Below are 16,583 nucleotides of genomic sequence, written 5' to 3' on the forward strand. Positions count from 1 at the left end.
ATTTATCCTTTTTTAAACATAAAAAAAACACTACTTAAATAAATTAAGTAGTGTTCATTTTTTATAAATTATTTAGCAGCTTGGTATAATTCTTCTACTTTTTCCCAGTTAACTACATTCCAGAATGCACCAACGTAGTCAGGGCGTTTGTTTTGGTAGTTTAAGTAGTAAGCATGCTCCCAAACATCTAAACCTAAGATTGGAGTTTTACCTTCCATTAATGGTGAATCTTGGTTAGCTGTGCTAGTCACTTCTAACTCACCATTGTTTACTACTAACCATGCCCAACCAGAACCGAAACGAGTTAATGCAGCTTGAGTGAAAGCAGATTTTAACTCATCTAAGCTACCGAATTTAGCGTTAATTGCTTCAGCAACTTCTCCAACTGGAGTGCCAGTGCCTTCTGGAGTTAATAAAGTCCAGAATAAGCTATGGTTAGCATGTCCACCACCATTGTTACGTACAGCTGTACGGATACCTTCTGGAAGTGCATCTAAGTTTGAAATTAATTCTTCAATTGAAGAAGCAGCTACTTCTTTACCTTCTAAAGCAGCGTTTAAGTTTGTTACATATGTATTGTGGTGACGAGTGTGGTGAATATTCATTGTTTCTTTATCAAAGTGTGGCTCTAATGCATCATAAGCATAAGGTAATTGTGGTAATTCAAATTTTGACATTTTTTATTTCCTCCCAAAGATAATAGTGAATTTCAATTTAAAGTTATCAAATATACTGAAAGATTTCAATAGTAATGCTCAGAAAAGGGAAAGAAAGTAAAAAAGATTAATTTTTGGAAGAAAAATTAATCTGGACCGTAAGCTTTAAAATCAACCTTTATTAATTTAAAAACTAAAACGAAAAAAGTCTTCAACATGATAGTTGAAGACTTTTTTCACTAATTAAGGAGTAAGAGGGATTCGAACCCCCGCGGGCTTTTACACCCCTGTCGGTTTTCAAGACCGATCCCTTCAGCCGGACTTGGGTATTACTCCATAATAAAATATTGGTAGCGGCGGAGGGAGTCGAACCCACGACCTCACGGGTATGAACCGTACGCTCTAGCCAGCTGAGCTACACCGCCAAAATATATAAATGGCTCCGCAGGTAGGGTTCGAACCTACGACCACTCGGTTAACAGCCGAGTGCTCTACCACTGAGCTACTGCGGAATAATTCTTGTTGTCCTTAAGACAATATTTAATTTACCATGTTTCAAACTAGACGTCAACACTTTTTATTATTTTTTTATTATTAATTTATAATAACTATTTTTTAGTGAAAATAAATTGGTTTAATGGGATTTAAAGCCAAGCTTAAATACAATTCTTAAAACCATTGTCTTACTCTTCTTATTTACTCTTATCATTTTAATTAAAGTTTAATATTCAATTACCAAAAAAAGATTATAATATACAAAATAGCCCGAAAGTTACATAATAAATTTCGGGAAGTGAAATAACATTATATAAGAAAGGATGAGTTTATGAATATATTTAAACAATTTTGGTTTAGTTTATACTCTCCAAAAACAATATCAAGATATAGACTCCAAAAAATCGGTAAAACAATCTTTTTTCTTTTCCTACTTGCAATTTTATATACTCTTCCGGGTTTCTTTTCATTTGAAAAAAACGTGAAGCTTCAGGTGAACAATGTTTCTCATTTGCTTAAAGATAATATTCAGTCAATTTCTTTAAACAAAGGAGCTATATCAATTAACGATAATACGCCGTTCGAACGAAATATCGGCGATTATAAATATGCTTTTTATCCAAATGAAACAGTTATTCCTTCAAAATTAAAAAATGAACAATTTGCTGTTGTTGTTTTAAAAAATAGAGTAATTATTAAAAATGATAAAGGCGAGCAAGATTTCCCTTACCCTTCATTAAAATCTAAAAAAATAAACAAAGCAGACGTTTCAAATTTTATTAAAAATATAAAAGAAGCTCTTCCAGTATTTTTAATCGCATTATTTTTCTTATTTTATTTAGGATCTAGTATCTTCATATTTATAGTTGCTACATTATTAGCGTTTTTAACAGCTTTATTTAAGTCGACTAAGCACTTACCTTTTAGACAACGCTTTGCAATGGTTTCATATAGCTTAACACTACCGACTGTTATCTATTTATTGCTAGGATTATTGAAAATCAATATACCATTCCAAACATTAATTTTTATTTTAATAACAGTTGCTATGTACACTTTAACAATTAAAAATTTACCTACTAAAAAATAATGTTTACTGAAGTGTGACTCACACTTCTTTTTTTTTTGCTAAAATATTTATTAGTCCAAGCTCCTAATAGGAATATTCGTTGTGGACAAGCATATAGTCTACAAAAGGAGTGATTATTAATGAAAAAAATAGCTTTTTTACTTGGTTCTTTATTGCTTGCATATATAATATTCTTTGATTTACAAGTAGGGACGATCCCAACTAAACATATTGCTACAGTGGCAAAAGCAACAAAATCTGAAACAAAATCAACCTCACTTCCAAAATTTGAAAAAATTCAAGTTAAAAACGGTGACACTGTTTTAGGAATTATCGAAGACCTTAACCCCGATTTTAACCAGCCAATTAGCCAAATCACAAAAGATTTTAGTGCGTTAAACAATGGTCTTTCACCTACTAAAATTCAAAGTGGAAAATCATATAAATTCCCAATTTACTCTTCACAAAAATAAAATTTGTGATATATTTCTTTAGAACCAGTTGATAAAATGAGTAATCATGAAGAAAATATGATAATGTAGATTTATACAAAATAGAAATAAAGTTATTTTTGAAGGAGCGAGTTACTCGTGAACGAAATTACACATAGAAGTAAAACACGTGCAGTTAAAGTAGGTAATGTGGTTGTTGGTGGAGCAAATGAAATTTCAATCCAAAGTATGACTACAACAAAAACACACGATGTTGAAGCAACAGTTGCAGAAATCAAACGACTAGAAGAAGCTGGATGTCAGATTGTTCGAGTGGCAGTACCTGACGAAAGAGCTGCAAATGCAATCGCTGATATTAAAAAACAAATTAACATACCACTTGTTGCAGATATACACTTTGATTATAAATTAGCCTTAAAAGCAATTGAAGGCGGAGTAGATAAAATAAGAATTAATCCAGGTAATATCGGTCGTAAAGAAAAAGTTGAGGCAGTAGTAAATGCTGCTAAAGCTAAAGGAATTCCGATTCGTATCGGTGTTAATGCTGGTTCATTAGAAAAACGAATCTTAGAGAAATATGGTTACCCAACTGCTGATGGAATGGTTGAAAGTGCATTACATCATATTAAAATACTTGAAGATTTAGATTTCCATGACATCATCGTTTCGATGAAAGCATCAGATGTAAACCTTGCGATTGAAGCATATGAAAAAGCTTCAAAAGCATTCGATTATCCTTTACATTTAGGTATTACTGAATCAGGTACATTGTTTGCTGGTACTGTTAAGAGTGCCGCTGGTTTAGGTGCAATCATTAGTAAAGGGATCGGAAATACAATGCGTATCTCATTAAGCGCAGATCCAGTTGAAGAAGTAAAAGTTGCAAGAGAATTACTTAAATCTTTCGGTTTATCATCAAATGCTGCGACATTAATTTCATGTCCTACATGTGGTCGAATTGAAATTGACTTAATTAGTATTGCGAATGATGTTGAAGAGTACATTTCAACATTAAAAGTACCAATTAAAGTTGCCGTTCTTGGATGTGCAGTAAACGGTCCTGGTGAAGCACGTGAAGCAGATATCGGTATTGCTGGAGCTCGTGGTGAAGGATTACTATTCCGTCACGGGGAAATCGTACGAAAAGTACCAGAAGCAACAATGGTTGAAGAACTAAAACGCGAAATCGACATCATTGCCAAAGAAAAACTAGCTGAACTAGAAGCAGCAAAAGGTTAATAATAACAAAAAGGTTAAGGACATTGCTCCTTAACCTTTTTTATACTTTTCTAATCTTGTCAGATCGAATAATCTTGAGGAATAAATACCTTCAATTCATTTGGACGGACAAATACCCTTTCTCCAAGTTGAATATTTAGCTCGTAAAATAATTCGTTCATGAGTTCAATTTCAACATAATCATTTGTATCCTCTCGTAGAACCTCCACATATACGATCGGTCCTACAGCATGAATATGGGTTACGATTGCACTGATCGAAGTTTGATTTGTTTCAAACTTTTCGATTGTAATTTGATGAGGACGAACATAACCGGTAACCTCTTTATGTTCTTTATGTTCTTGTTCAACTAATTCTGGTAATGGAATTTCTAATCCTCCACTTATTAAGCTTCCTTTATTTATTCTTCCATGAAATAAATTTACTTTGCCAAGAAAATCATAAACAAACGGACTTGCTGGTGTATGGTAAACTTCCTCAGGTGTTCCAATTTGTTCAATCGTCCCGCCATTCATAATGACAACTCGATCTGCAACTTCAAGTGCTTCCTCTTGATCATGCGTTACAAATATACTCGTAATATGAATTTCATCATGGAGTTTACGTAACCATCTTCTTAAATCCTTTCTCACTTTTGCATCCAATGCCCCAAATGGTTCATCTAATAATAATACACTTGGTTCAACAGCCAATGCTCTTGCTAATGCAACACGTTGTCTTTGGCCACCAGATAATTGAGAAGGAAATCGATTTGCAAAGCTTTCTAATTTTACTAAAGATAGTAATTCCATCACTTTCTCATTAATTTTTCTTTTTAAAGGACGTGTAGCTCTTGGTCTAACCTTCAAACCAAAAGCAATATTTTCAAAAACAGTCATGTGCTGAAATAAAGCATAATGCTGGAATACAAATCCTACATTTCTTTCTTTCACTTGCACATTTGCTACATCCTGATCTTCAAAAAATATTTCACCCAAATCTGGATTCTCTAAACCGGCAATGATTCGCAACAATGTTGTTTTACCAGACCCAGATGGACCTAATAAAGCAACTAATTCCCCTTTTTTAATATTTAAATCAATTCCTTTTAAGGCAGTTTCATTTTCATAACTTTTCATTACATTTGAAACTTTAATTGACATACAATCCTCTCCTATTGTTTCTCTTCCTTTAGAACTTTCCATTCAATAATATTTTTAATAACTAATGTCAGAATCGCAAAAATGGACATGAGTGACGCAACTGTATATGCTTGTGGAAATTGGTACTCATTATATAAATTTTCAATTTGAAGTGGCATTGTAATTGTTTCGCCGCGAATATGTCCAGATACAACAGATACAGCACCAAATTCTCCAACCGCTCTTGCATTGCATAATATAACGCCATACAAAAGTCCCCATTTAATTTTCGGAAGTGTCACCTTCCAAAAAATATGCCATCCGTTCGCACCCAAAGTTAGCGCAGCCTCTTCTTCAGCACTGCCTGTTGCCTGCATAACCGCAATTAATTCTTTCGCAACAAAAGGCAAAGTGACAAAAATTGTTGCTAAAACAATTCCAGGTGTTGAAAAAATGATTTTCAAATTATGTTCCTTTAACCAACCACCAAAAATCCCATTATTCGGACTAAATAATAGAACAAATAAAAATCCTGCTACAACTGGCGACACTGCAAAAGGTAGTTCAATTAAAGTTACTAATATATTTTTTCCTTTAAAATTAAATTTCGTTGTAGCCCAGGCAATCGAAACACCAAAAATTGCATTAAGCGGTAACGTAATAATCGTTACCAAAAACGTCAATTTAATTGCTGCTAACGTCTCATCATTTACAATCGCTTCTTTATAAACTCCAAAACCATCTTGTAAGGCCTTTATAAAAATTGAAACTAATGGAAGAAATAAAAATAACGCTAAAAAAAGTATGACAATACTAATTAACATGATCTGAATCGTATTGCCGTTCAATTTTGCTCTTTTATCAGTATTAGCATTCACTTCTAGTTCTCTCACAATCTTAAATTCTCTTTCCATTCTTAACCCTTACCCCCTTGAACAAAAGCACGATTTGCGTATCTTTGAAAAATACTAATGATCAATAAGAGTAAAAAAGAAGTTACTAATAACACAACAGCAAGTGCGGTTGCGCCCGAGTAATCATATTGCTCTAATTTTGTCATAATTAACAAGGGTGTAATTTCAGTCTTCATTGGCATATTTCCCGAAATAAACACGACAGACCCATACTCACCTAAGGATCTTGCGAATGCTAAAGAAAATCCAGTCAATAATGCTGGTAAAATCCCCGGAAAAATTACTTTCCAAAAAATTTGAAAACGGTTTGCACCTAGACTTGCTGCTGCTTCCTCAACATCTTTTTGAAAATTTTCAAGAACAGGTTGAACCATCCTAACTACAAATGGTAACCCGATAAATGTAAGAGCTATAATAATCCCAAGTGGTGTATAAGCTATTTTGAAAGAGAAAAATTTACCAACCCAACCATCAGGAGAATACAATGTAGTTAAAGTAATACCAGCAACTGCAGTCGGTAATGCAAAAGGTAAATCAATGAATGCATCTACAATTCGTTTACCAGGAAAACGATAACGTACAAGCACCCAAGCTACTAATAAACCAAAAACAGCGTTAATAATCGCAGCAATAAAGGCAGTTCCAAAACTTACTTTATAAGACATTAGTACTCTATGTTCACTAACAATTTTTATAAATTTTGACCAACCTATATCGAAAGAATGCAAAAACAGCACCGATACCGGAAGAAAAATAAAAAAACTTATATATAATATTGAAAATCCAAATGTTAATCCAAATCCAGGTAGGATTCTTTTCTGCTTCTTAAACAAATTTTGTCAATCCTCCTTAAAATAAAAATCAAATAAAGAAGACTTGGCTTAAGCTCTAGTAAAACGCCCAATAAAGTCCAATGTCCTCCTTATTTTCCACTTACGTGATTATTGATAAATTTGGTCAAATACTCCACCATCATCAAAATGCTTCGATTGAGCTTTACCCCATCCTCCGAAATCTTTATCAATTGTTAACAGTGGCAGGCTAGGATATTGTTCACTATATTTAGCGAGTATCTCTTTATCTCTTGGACGATAATAATTTTCGGCGATGATCTTTTGACCTTCTTTGCTATAAAGATAAGATAAGTACGCCTTTGCTACTTCTTCGGTTTTCTTTTCCTTCACATTTTTATCAACAACCGCAACAGGTGGCTCAGCTAGAATACTAATCGAAGGATATACAATTTTATATTTCCCCTCACCTAATTCCTTCTCTGAAAGTAATGCTTCATTTTCCCATGCAATTAACACATCTCCAATTCCTTTTTCAACAAATGTAGTTGTTGAACCACGTGCACCAGTATCTAATACTGGAACGTTTTTATATAATTTCTTCATAAACGCTTTTACTTTTTTCTCATCGCCATTATATTTTTTGTCTGCATAGCCCCAAGCAGCTAAATAATTCCACCTTGCACCACCCGAAGTTTTTGGATTTGGAGTAATGACTTGAACTCCTTTTTTCGTTAAATCATCCCAATCCTTAATATTTTTCGGATTTCCTTTCCTTACTAAAAAAACAATTGTTGATGTATAAGGAGTTGAATTGTATTTAAATTCTTTTTGCCAATTAGGGGATATTAGTTGTGCCTTTTCATTGATCGAATCAATATCATATCCAAGAGCTAGTGTAACTACATCAGCATCTAAACCGTCGATTACTGCTCTAGCTTGCTTTCCAGAACCACCATGAGACTGCTTAATTGTTACAGTTTGGTGATGTTCTTTTTCCCAATATTTACTAAAAGCTTTATTATAATTTTCATATAATTCACGAGTTGGATCATAAGAAACATTTAACAATTCCACTTTTTTATTTGCCGCTTCAGTATTAGTAGCCTCAGATTTATCATCCTTCAAGGTCGCATACAATACTCCCGAAACTGCTAATACAACAACTACTGAACTAATAACCCATTTCTTTGCCCCCACAATAATCTGCCCCTCTCAATTTCAATTTTCCGATTTTTATTTGTACCCACCTCTACACTTCAACACATTAAAATCTCCCCTTTAAGGCACAAATGTAAAGAAAACTCGTCGATTGCCTAGCCTTTTAGGCGAAGGCAGAGACGTAGTTGCACTTATACTTTATTCCTATAATTGGCCACTACGCCGAGTACTCCTCATCGCTGCCAATTTATCCTTTTTAAAGTGCAAAAAGACCCTTAACTAATGAAAATAGTTAAGGGCCTTTGGTCTTCCAATCAGCCATATTGATTTTTTATATAAGCTTAATAATAAACAGACTATTCCTATGTGTCAACTATGATTTTAGAAAATTTTAAATTATTTCTCTTATTTTTAACTTTTTATACAATCCTCATTGTATACTCATTATATTTACTATTTACATTAAATTTTATGGAGGATTTCATGCTAATTGAGTCATATTTTAAACACATCCGTTTAAATAAACCCCAAACAATTTCATATTCCTCATTAAAACAAATTCATAAACACCACTTACTTTCAATACCATTTGAAAATATCGATATTATTTCTCAAATACCGCTCTCAATGAATCCTTCTGAAATTATGAAAAAAATAGCAAATGGTAAGCGTGGTGGGATTTGTTTTGAAACGAATTCATTACTTTTTTCAGTTCTACAGGAATTAGGTTTCAATGTATCATTTATTTCAACTAAATTTTGGAATGAAGAAAAACAGTGTTGGAATCCCGAATTTTCACATTTATCAATATTAGTCAAAATTGACAATCAAAACTATCTCGCAGACGTAGGAATTGGTGGCGGTTTTTTAGAACCACTCTTGCTTCGTGACCATTATGAATACTCAGATTCAAATGGATCCTATCGAATGATTAAACAAGACGATTCGAATTTCATACTTCAAAAATTCAGTGGAATTTGGAAGGATTTACTTTTCATTTCAACTATCCCAAAACAGCTCCAACAATTCGAAGAACAATTTCTATACTTCCAAACTAGTAATGAAACAATTTTCACCCAATATAAAATCGTCAACTTATTAACGAAAGAAGGAAGAATTTCATTATCAGATCACCAATTAAAAGTAACGAAAAATCATAGAATCTGTCTAACTGAAATAAAAAGTCAAAATGAGTGGCAATCCATTTTTAATAATCTATTTAATCAAAAAGCAGAAATAAAAGGTTAAACGATTTTGCCATACCTGAATATTTCCCTTTTACTCCCTTTACTCCTAAAACTTCTAATAAATTAGTTAATTTTGCACAAATTAACTGTAATCGAAGTGAAGGGAGCAAATAAATTGAAAAATCGCGAAAAGCAAAACAGCAATATAAGAGAAAGAAGAGAAGACGAAATAAATAATATAAATCAGAGCCAAAAAAATAACCAACCACTTCCTCAGGCAAAGGATATTGAAGAAATAGAATATTAAATAAAAATAAACCTTCTTTTTTAGAAGGTTTTATTATGTAGACAAAATACTAAAATTTGATTTTCAGACTGATTGCAAGCGCTTGTCTTTCGAGGCGCGAAGCCTGGTGAGGAGCGGAGTTACCTTAAACGGTAATGAGCACCGCAGACAGGCGAAGCAACGAAGAAAGCGAGCGTTTGTCAACAGTCTGAAACCTTCTAATTTAGAAGGTTTACTTTTTGTCATCTCATTTTACTAATCATATGAATCACTTCTTCTACTATATAAGGCACTTCTTCAAAAGCATTTCTAATATGTAATCTCTCCGTTAACTTATGGGCATCTTTTCCGAACGGTCCGATATTTAATACAGGCGCATTTAATTTTTCCATTAAACTAAAAGGTAAATTATAACTATCTCCCCATACAGGTGTGTTCAACTCGAATGCCGTCCATCCGCCAGTCGAATCGCTGTAATTAACATAACTTAAGTCGCTTATTCCATTAAAATAGTGAATACGTTTTACAGGTAAATTAAACTGGTTATTAGCAAGCTCAGAAGAAAATTTAATACACTGCTCTACCAACTCATCTTCAGTAGAATTTATTGCTGGATAGTAAGGTGGCGCAAATAATATGATAATAGCAGGTGCAAGCTCCTGACATTCAATCATTAAATTGTCTGCAATTCTAAAGGACTTCTCACGATCATCCCACTCACTGTGCGAATGAATTTCTTTTTTTAGGTTCAACACATATTCTTCGCCGAGCTTTTTTATTGCATATTGCTGCAAGTCTGTATATTGGATAACTTTTACTTTTCCAATTGGATTTACGTTATGTCTTTTACAAATATTTTCATATTCAAAATTACATTCTTCAGCAGCTTCATGTGCTATTTTTTCGAATAAATTAAAAACCTCAGAAGCATTTCTTTTCATTAAAAACACATTGTATAGCGCACATGAACGAAAAGGTGTTTGAGTCGAATACTCTAACCTCAAGTCCTTCTGCTGTAGTGTAACTGGTAACGGAGTCTTCTCACCAAAATCAGTCTCTTGAAATTCCTCATTCCACTCCATTTTTCTAGTTAAAAAAGATGCAATATATGGAGATGTTATCCCACTTAATGGTTCCCCAGCATGAGTTTCTTTTCCATAAAATAATGCTGCTGGCATTATTTTACCAATTGTACCAGAGTAAATATAATACTTTGGATCTCCTGGTTCTTGTGAGAATACGGGCTCACCATTTAAAAATAACTTAATATTCAAATCATATTCTTCCTGTAGATTGACAAGTGTTGAGACTGCGTCACGCATTCCAGCCGAATTTACCTCTTCATCAGGAACAGTTAATAATAAAAGATTAATTGGCCATTCCTCAATACTAGCTTTCTCAATAAGACTCATATGCATCGCAAGTCCCATTTTCATATCCATCGAACCACGACCAAATATATATTCACCAGAATTCAAATCATTTTGAACTTCTTTCGAAAATTCATTTAGCCGTTCATGAAAAGCATTTGTTAAATCCTCAATTTTTGTAGACAGATGTTCAAGCTCACCATATTCTTCTGTATTTACCGTATCAAAATGACTGATCAGACAAATGGTATCTTTTATATCTGGCCTTTTATACAATGCAGTTAAAAATTTCCGACCTTTATCTGAATCATGTAACTTCAGTTGATGTGGTAGGTCTTTAAAATATTGCAAACCAGATAGCTTGTTAAATAAATTAATTGGAAATTGCCGTTCCCCATCTGTTAACGTTATACTTTTCCAACTAACTAGCTCTGTAAGTAATGTTTTCAAGTTTTCAGGTGAATTCCATAGCATCTTATTCATATCTGTCCCCCATAATCATTCTGTAGTTTAAGTTTCAATATCTCTAAGATTGTTAATAGGTAATTCGATCAATATCTCACCTATTCTAGAAATGTAACTTAATACCTTTTTTTAATAGTAGAAACGATAAAAAATAAAAAACCATCTATTACTAGATGGAAAAAATTAAAAGCAGTATATTGTCAGAGTAGTCCTTAAAACTTAATCTAATTACGAGCGCTTGGCAGGCTGTCTGACGCTTAATATTGAGCACCATTTATATTCCATACAATAAAAGTACACACAAAAATTAGTCCAAATAAGAACATCAATATAAATCCCGATAATTTTGCTAACCCTTTTTCTTCTTTTATAATTGCTATTACACCTGTAATTAAGCTTGCAAAAAGACAAATATAATAAATATAAAATGATAAAACTTTTATTGTATTTAAAGTTTCGATTGTAAATGCAAAAATTGCACTTATTAAACTCCCCAAAACAAAAAAGTATGCTAACTTACCAATTTTTTGGCTAAACTTTATTACGCCATTTGTAATAATTCCAAAACAACTAATTAAGGAAAGCCAAAAAATTCCTTCTAAGATTCTTCTACTAACAATTGGCAATGGCTTAGCAAAATGTCCTATTAATGAAATAAATATGACAAACAATAATATGAAGACATTTCTTCTATATTTTTTGAGCTCCTGCAAACCACTCAGCCTCCTAGGCTATAAGTTTATTAAACATCTTGCCCCAATGCATACTATTCAACAATAGAGACAATTCCCCTCTATTTAACAGATAAATTAATAAAAAAAAAAAGAACAAAAGTTCCCGTTTCATGTCGAAAAACTTTTATAAAGCCCACATTGCAAACGTATGTTCTTTATTTTATAATTTAGATATGGATAGAATAGAATATGGTACTGGATAGACAGGCGTTCAGAATATTTGAGTCATATTTCTTTCAAATTAAGGAGTGAAGTGGACATGTCATTAGAATTAATCCCTTATTTAATCATGGATGGAAATGCTCAAGAAGCAATCAATTTTTATGAAAAAGCACTTGATGCAAAGGTATTATTTAGTCAAACTTATGGAGAAGTTGGAGACGATTCAGAAGGAAAAATACCGTCTGATGCTAAGAATTTAATTATGCACGCAACGATCCAAATCGGAAAATCCGTATTAATGCTTTCAGATACTTATCCTGGTTACCCGTTCCAAAGTGGAAACCAAGTAACAATTTGTATTTCCACAAATGAAATTGAAATTTCAAAACGATTTTTTGAAGGCCTTTCAGAAGGTGGCGAAGTAGAATTACCTTTACAAGATACTGGATTTAGCCCATGTTACGGTAAAGTAGTAGACAAATTTGGCGTACTATTCCAAGTATTTACACACCCTGCTGGACAGCAATAATCTTATTATTAATTCCTCACCTATTCTTGAATACATTGCTTGTTTAATTTTACATATTTCTAAACTTCCAGGTACCAAAAAATTAAAATTTTTAGTTAGAAATTTATACATAATTTACAACAAAAAAACGACTCGGCAAAATATGTCTGAGTCGTTTTGATAAATTATATTCTTCTTTGGATATACCTTACAACGTTCGTAACTAATTTTCTTGGCATAAATCGAACAGAATTTGCTAGTATTTTATTCGTCATTCCTGGAATCACAATTGTTTTTCCACCTCTAAATCCCTTATATGCTACTTTAGCAACATCTTTTACATTCCCAACGCCACTTTGGAATAAATTTGATTCATGCATATTAGCACGTTTTCCAAAATTAGTTTCTGTTGCACCAGGACAAACAGCCGTTACATTAACATTTGTTCCTTTCAGTTCATTGGAAAGTGCTTCAGTAAAAGAAAGAACATAAGACTTTGTAGCATAATAAACAGCCATTAATGGTCCGGGTTGAAATGCTGCAGTGGATGCAATATTCATTACTCCACCTTTATTTCTTTCAATCATCCCTTTTAAAAACAGTTTTGTAAGATGTGTAACTGTACGTATATTTAAATCAATCATGTTTAACTCTTCGTCTAAACTTGTAGTTGCAAACTCCCCAAATAATCCAAACCCAGCATTATTCACTAAATAATCAATTTGTATATTTTTAGCATTTAGTTCCTTTTGTAAAGAAACTATTTCCTCTTCCTTAGATAAATCCTTTGAAAATAGTTGAATCTTTACTTTCGACATTGATTCAATTTCACTTTTTACTTTCATTAAATTATCAATCGATCTTGCTACTAAAACTAAATCGAATCCATCTTTTGCAAATAAAATAGCTAATTCTTTACCAATTCCTCCAGATGCCCCTGTAATTAATACGGTCTCGTTTGTCTTCATCATTTTTTCTCCTTACTGTTCACACTTATATTATTTATCGATTAATCCTAATTGAGATTATATGTTTAAACATTTAAACATATTGGATGAAACTTACTATACCTTATAAAAGATAAAAAGACAATCATATATTGCCCTGAGAATGTTAAAATAAGCAAGCATGCTTAACTTATTTCACAAGTTTCTTTTCAATCTGCTCTGTTAAAGCAGATTCTTGATTTTCTTTTGAAACTAAATGGCAGTAGATAACACAATAACTGATTATTTATATTATCTTAAATTAGGAGTGAACTATAATCAATACGATTATAAGAATAACAGGAATTGCTTTATTTATTATAAGTATACAAGTTTTAATTAGGGGTATTGTTCCTAGGTTCAATAGCGATCAGTTTAAATTCAAATTTATTTTATCACTAGTTCCAGATCAGTATGCTTTATTAGCTTATATCATTATCCTCATTATTGGCCTTTTCCTTATAACTATTACAAAAAAATTTGATAATGAGTAAAAGGATTATCAAAGCAAGGTAAAGTTATTGAACTAACTCATTGATTTAGTTATATAAGATATTAGGAGTGAGTTGGAAGAAATGGATATGATAATTAAGGAAATAAATGAACTTTTTCTGACCTTAAATTTTAATAAAATAGTGATTAATGATATAGAAAACTTTGAATTCAATGGCGAGTATTATATGCTAACAAATTCTGGAAGTAACTACTATCTAGAATGTGTGTGCATTATCATTAGAAGAAGCATATGAGGATTTGGAGGCATATTCTTCAAAACTATATTCATTTGATGAATTAAAAGTAAATATTAAGAATGATATTACGAAACTCTTATTCAAATAATGCAATGCATTGGTTAAAGATCACGAGTTGTTCACAGCTCGTTTTTTTATTCAACAAAATGGCAGATTAGTACAATAAGGAATTTGCAAACTTATAGTTAAAAATGGAAAAATATATTAATGTTAGTAGTATCATCTTAGGAAAATCTTCTTAGTGAATATAATAAATTGAGTAACTAAAGGAGAATAAAAATGAAAAAAATTCTTTTGTTTTCAGTAAGTTTTATCATATTATTTGTTGCTTTAAATGTATTCTCAGGTATGCTTTTAACGGTATTTTATCAGCCTGATATAGCTAATCAATGGAGTAATATTTCAAAATTGCCAAATGAGGTTGTTTTTGTGGAAAATTCATCTGTATCTCCATTCATTATTACAATGTTATCGGTTATTATCGCATTTGTTATACAAAACCGTTTTGCTAATGCTAATTAAAATATAATTGAGTTAACTAACTAATGCGATTCTTCAATAACGAAGGAACGTTTAATGAACTACTTCATATGTCCATAAATCATCTTTCATAGTTCTTAATGAAGTAATGAAACTACCTTTTTTCTTTATTTCAGTAGGAGAGATCACGAGTTGCTAACAGCTCGTTTTTTTTATGCAACAAAATGGCAGATTAGTTAAATAAGGATTTCGCTAAAAATAGTAGTTCTTTTTCTTCATGTAATAGGAAAATATCTTCCAATTGATTCATCTTTAGGTTCGTAGAAGGATGTTGTATTGCTTGAGTGGAATGTAACTTTAGAAAATAATTAAAAAAAGGAGATTTATATGAGGAAAATTTTAATGATGTTTTGTTGTACACTACTTTTATTTGGTTGTTCGATGAACTCGAAAACAGAAAGTAAAGCTAGTCAAACTGTTGCAATTGTTGCCGTTACGTCAGTTAACACAATTGTTTATACCTCAAAAGAAAACAGTGACCAATTAAAAGAAATTGAAAAAGGGTTTGACGCAAAAAAGGTGCAATCTGGACAAAACGAAACCCCAACGACTGATTTAACTCTCTCGTTTATCAATGATTCGGGTAAAAAAGTGGAATACAATGTGAACTACAAACAAAATTTAGTAACTGCTTTAGGTGGAAAAGTATACAAACTTGATTCTAAGACAATCCAATCTCTTCAAGAACAGTTTATGAATTAATTATGTTCAACTAACGCAGTGCATTATTTGATAAACGTGATCGACGATTTTGTCGGTCCTTTTTTATTGAACAAAATGGCAGATTAGTTCAATAAGAAAAAGAAAATTTTCACTATGGTATATCATTTCAGGACTAATTAATTGGTATAATCATATAGAATTAATTTTAATTAAAATACAATTTAATAAAGGGGTTCAATATGACTAAAATGAATTTACCGTATGGAGTAACAGGGGGATATTACATGCCTGGAGAGGATCCTGAGCCACCCTCAATAAATAAGTTCGATTTTTATGAAAGATGTAAAAAAATAGCATTAAAAAAACATATACAATATGAGATATTAAGATATTTAGAAGAAGATTGTAATAATTTCTATGCAGTAAAGTTTTTCTTTCTACCCCAACCTATATATGCAGTTGTAAATGCGGCACATCCATTTATAGCATTTTGTCTTGATGATGAATACAGTAAATTTGGAAACTCATTCCCATTGTATTTTATCGACTATGAAGAGTTGGCAGAAGAGTTTTCGGGGTATACAGTTATGAAAGTAATTGAATTGAACAAGCAATTTAATATTGAAGAACATGAGGAGTTAAGAAATATTCGTACTATTAAAGAACAAGTCAAATATTGGAACCCTATAACAATTGGTGATGTAATGTTTAATTATTGGGATTAATCTTGGTATCGCCTTTAAATTTCGTATAAATCAATTTAAATAAAGCTTTTTCTTGTTCAACTAAAGCATGCGTTAGCTTAACAAGCCACAGTAAAAAGTCGGTTCCTTAGCGCACAGGAATTCGACTTTTTTTAGATTGGAATTTACTTAGCGTCTGTTTCCCGTGTTTTGTTGGTAGGACCCGGGTACAGACAACAAGTCGGAAAAATAGTACGTTAAGGCTACAAGCTTTAATATGAAAGGAAAGTACCGTTAACGAGTGTTTTGGAACTAAAAACTAGTTAGTTTAAAATGTACCCAAAATCGC

Annotated in this window: 17 protein-coding genes and 3 tRNA genes; 9 read left to right on the forward strand and 11 right to left on the reverse strand. The window is 32.1% G+C overall.

All coding sequences use genetic code 11. From position 1 onward, the window contains the following. Positions 1-68: 68 nt before the first annotated feature. The 4 genes from BED47_RS13750 to BED47_RS13765 form a co-directional block, all read right to left on the reverse strand. Positions 69-677, reverse strand: a complete 609-nt coding sequence (locus BED47_RS13750) for a superoxide dismutase (RefSeq protein ID WP_069034136.1) — start codon at positions 675-677, stop codon at positions 69-71. A 225-nt stretch (positions 678-902) separates the two neighbouring features. Next, positions 903-992 (reverse strand) — tRNA-Ser (locus BED47_RS13755). Between the two features lie 12 nt (positions 993-1,004). Next, a tRNA-Met gene (locus tag BED47_RS13760) sits at positions 1,005-1,081 on the reverse strand. 12 nt (positions 1,082-1,093) lie between these two features. Next, positions 1,094-1,168: transfer RNA gene (locus BED47_RS13765), tRNA-Asn, on the reverse strand. 314 nt (positions 1,169-1,482) lie between these two features. On the opposite strand from BED47_RS13765, the gene BED47_RS13770 reads away from it, so the two are divergent. The 3 genes from BED47_RS13770 to ispG all read left to right on the forward strand — a co-directional run bounded on the left by BED47_RS13770 (position 1,483) and on the right by ispG (position 3,911). Continuing rightward, positions 1,483-2,241 (forward strand): DUF1189 domain-containing protein, encoded by a 759-nt coding sequence (locus BED47_RS13770; RefSeq protein ID WP_069034137.1) that lies wholly within the window; start codon positions 1,483-1,485, stop codon positions 2,239-2,241. Between the two features lie 119 nt (positions 2,242-2,360). Beyond that, positions 2,361-2,693, forward strand: coding sequence for a hypothetical protein (locus BED47_RS13775; RefSeq protein WP_069034138.1), 333 nt, complete (start codon positions 2,361-2,363; stop codon positions 2,691-2,693). Between the two features lie 117 nt (positions 2,694-2,810). Then, positions 2,811-3,911 (forward strand): flavodoxin-dependent (E)-4-hydroxy-3-methylbut-2-enyl-diphosphate synthase, encoded by a 1,101-nt coding sequence (gene ispG / locus BED47_RS13780; protein WP_056475001.1) that lies wholly within the window; start codon positions 2,811-2,813, stop codon positions 3,909-3,911. 59 nt (positions 3,912-3,970) lie between these two features. Here the strand turns inward: ispG and BED47_RS13785 are convergent, their stop codons facing one another. The 4 genes from BED47_RS13785 to BED47_RS13800 form a co-directional block, all read right to left on the reverse strand. After that, positions 3,971-5,053 (reverse strand): sulfate/molybdate ABC transporter ATP-binding protein, encoded by a 1,083-nt coding sequence (locus tag BED47_RS13785; RefSeq protein WP_069034139.1) that lies wholly within the window; start codon positions 5,051-5,053, stop codon positions 3,971-3,973. A gap of 11 nt (positions 5,054-5,064) precedes the next feature. Beyond that, positions 5,065-5,946 (reverse strand): sulfate ABC transporter permease subunit CysW, encoded by an 882-nt coding sequence (cysW, locus tag BED47_RS13790; protein ID WP_069034140.1) that lies wholly within the window; start codon positions 5,944-5,946, stop codon positions 5,065-5,067. Between the two features lie 2 nt (positions 5,947-5,948). Then, positions 5,949-6,779 (reverse strand): sulfate ABC transporter permease subunit CysT, encoded by an 831-nt coding sequence (gene cysT, locus BED47_RS13795; RefSeq protein WP_069034141.1) that lies wholly within the window; start codon positions 6,777-6,779, stop codon positions 5,949-5,951. Positions 6,780-6,887: 108 nt separating this feature from the next. Then, complete coding sequence (locus BED47_RS13800) at positions 6,888-7,940, reverse strand: sulfate ABC transporter substrate-binding protein (RefSeq protein WP_069034142.1); 1,053 nt, start codon at positions 7,938-7,940, stop codon at positions 6,888-6,890. 441 nt (positions 7,941-8,381) lie between these two features. Here BED47_RS13800 and BED47_RS13805 point away from each other — a divergent pair, with 441 nt between their 5' ends. Both BED47_RS13805 and BED47_RS24390 read left to right on the forward strand, forming a co-directional pair. Then, entirely contained in the window at positions 8,382-9,146 is a 765-nt protein-coding gene (locus tag BED47_RS13805) for an arylamine N-acetyltransferase family protein (RefSeq protein WP_069034143.1), read from the forward strand. A gap of 114 nt (positions 9,147-9,260) precedes the next feature. Further along, positions 9,261-9,392 carry a hypothetical protein gene (locus tag BED47_RS24390; protein WP_286143856.1) on the forward strand — a complete coding sequence of 44 codons (132 nt, stop codon included), beginning with the start codon at positions 9,261-9,263 and terminating at the stop codon, positions 9,390-9,392. 221 nt (positions 9,393-9,613) lie between these two features. Here BED47_RS24390 and BED47_RS13810 read toward each other — a convergent pair whose 3' ends face one another. Both BED47_RS13810 and BED47_RS13815 read right to left on the reverse strand, forming a co-directional pair. Then, the gene (locus BED47_RS13810) at positions 9,614-11,224 is read right to left on the reverse strand and encodes a M20/M25/M40 family metallo-hydrolase (protein ID WP_069034144.1); all 1,611 of its coding nucleotides are present in this window, start codon (positions 11,222-11,224) and stop codon (positions 9,614-9,616) included. Between the two features lie 239 nt (positions 11,225-11,463). Beyond that, positions 11,464-11,919, reverse strand: coding sequence for a hypothetical protein (locus BED47_RS13815; RefSeq protein WP_069034145.1), 456 nt, complete (start codon positions 11,917-11,919; stop codon positions 11,464-11,466). A gap of 280 nt (positions 11,920-12,199) precedes the next feature. On the opposite strand from BED47_RS13815, the gene BED47_RS13820 reads away from it, so the two are divergent. Beyond that, positions 12,200-12,631, forward strand: a complete 432-nt coding sequence (locus tag BED47_RS13820) for a VOC family protein (RefSeq protein ID WP_069034146.1) — start codon at positions 12,200-12,202, stop codon at positions 12,629-12,631. A gap of 164 nt (positions 12,632-12,795) precedes the next feature. On the opposite strand, the gene BED47_RS13825 is transcribed toward BED47_RS13820, so the two are convergent. Beyond that, positions 12,796-13,578 (reverse strand): SDR family NAD(P)-dependent oxidoreductase, encoded by a 783-nt coding sequence (locus BED47_RS13825; RefSeq protein ID WP_217493001.1) that lies wholly within the window; start codon positions 13,576-13,578, stop codon positions 12,796-12,798. A 1,049-nt stretch (positions 13,579-14,627) separates the two neighbouring features. On the opposite strand from BED47_RS13825, the gene BED47_RS13830 reads away from it, so the two are divergent. The 3 genes from BED47_RS13830 to BED47_RS13840 all read left to right on the forward strand — a co-directional run bounded on the left by BED47_RS13830 (position 14,628) and on the right by BED47_RS13840 (position 16,276). Further along, entirely contained in the window at positions 14,628-14,870 is a 243-nt protein-coding gene (locus BED47_RS13830; protein WP_069034148.1) for a hypothetical protein, read from the forward strand. A 345-nt stretch (positions 14,871-15,215) separates the two neighbouring features. Continuing rightward, complete coding sequence (locus BED47_RS13835) at positions 15,216-15,590, forward strand: hypothetical protein (protein ID WP_069034149.1); 375 nt, start codon at positions 15,216-15,218, stop codon at positions 15,588-15,590. Between the two features lie 200 nt (positions 15,591-15,790). Continuing rightward, the gene (locus BED47_RS13840) at positions 15,791-16,276 is read left to right on the forward strand and encodes a hypothetical protein (RefSeq protein ID WP_139116359.1); all 486 of its coding nucleotides are present in this window, start codon (positions 15,791-15,793) and stop codon (positions 16,274-16,276) included. Positions 16,277-16,583: the final 307 nt, after the last annotated feature.

Origin of the sequence: Gottfriedia luciferensis (genome assembly GCF_001712755.1) — a bacterium.
GTDB lineage: Bacteria > Bacillota > Bacilli > Bacillales > Bacillaceae_G > Gottfriedia > Gottfriedia luciferensis_B.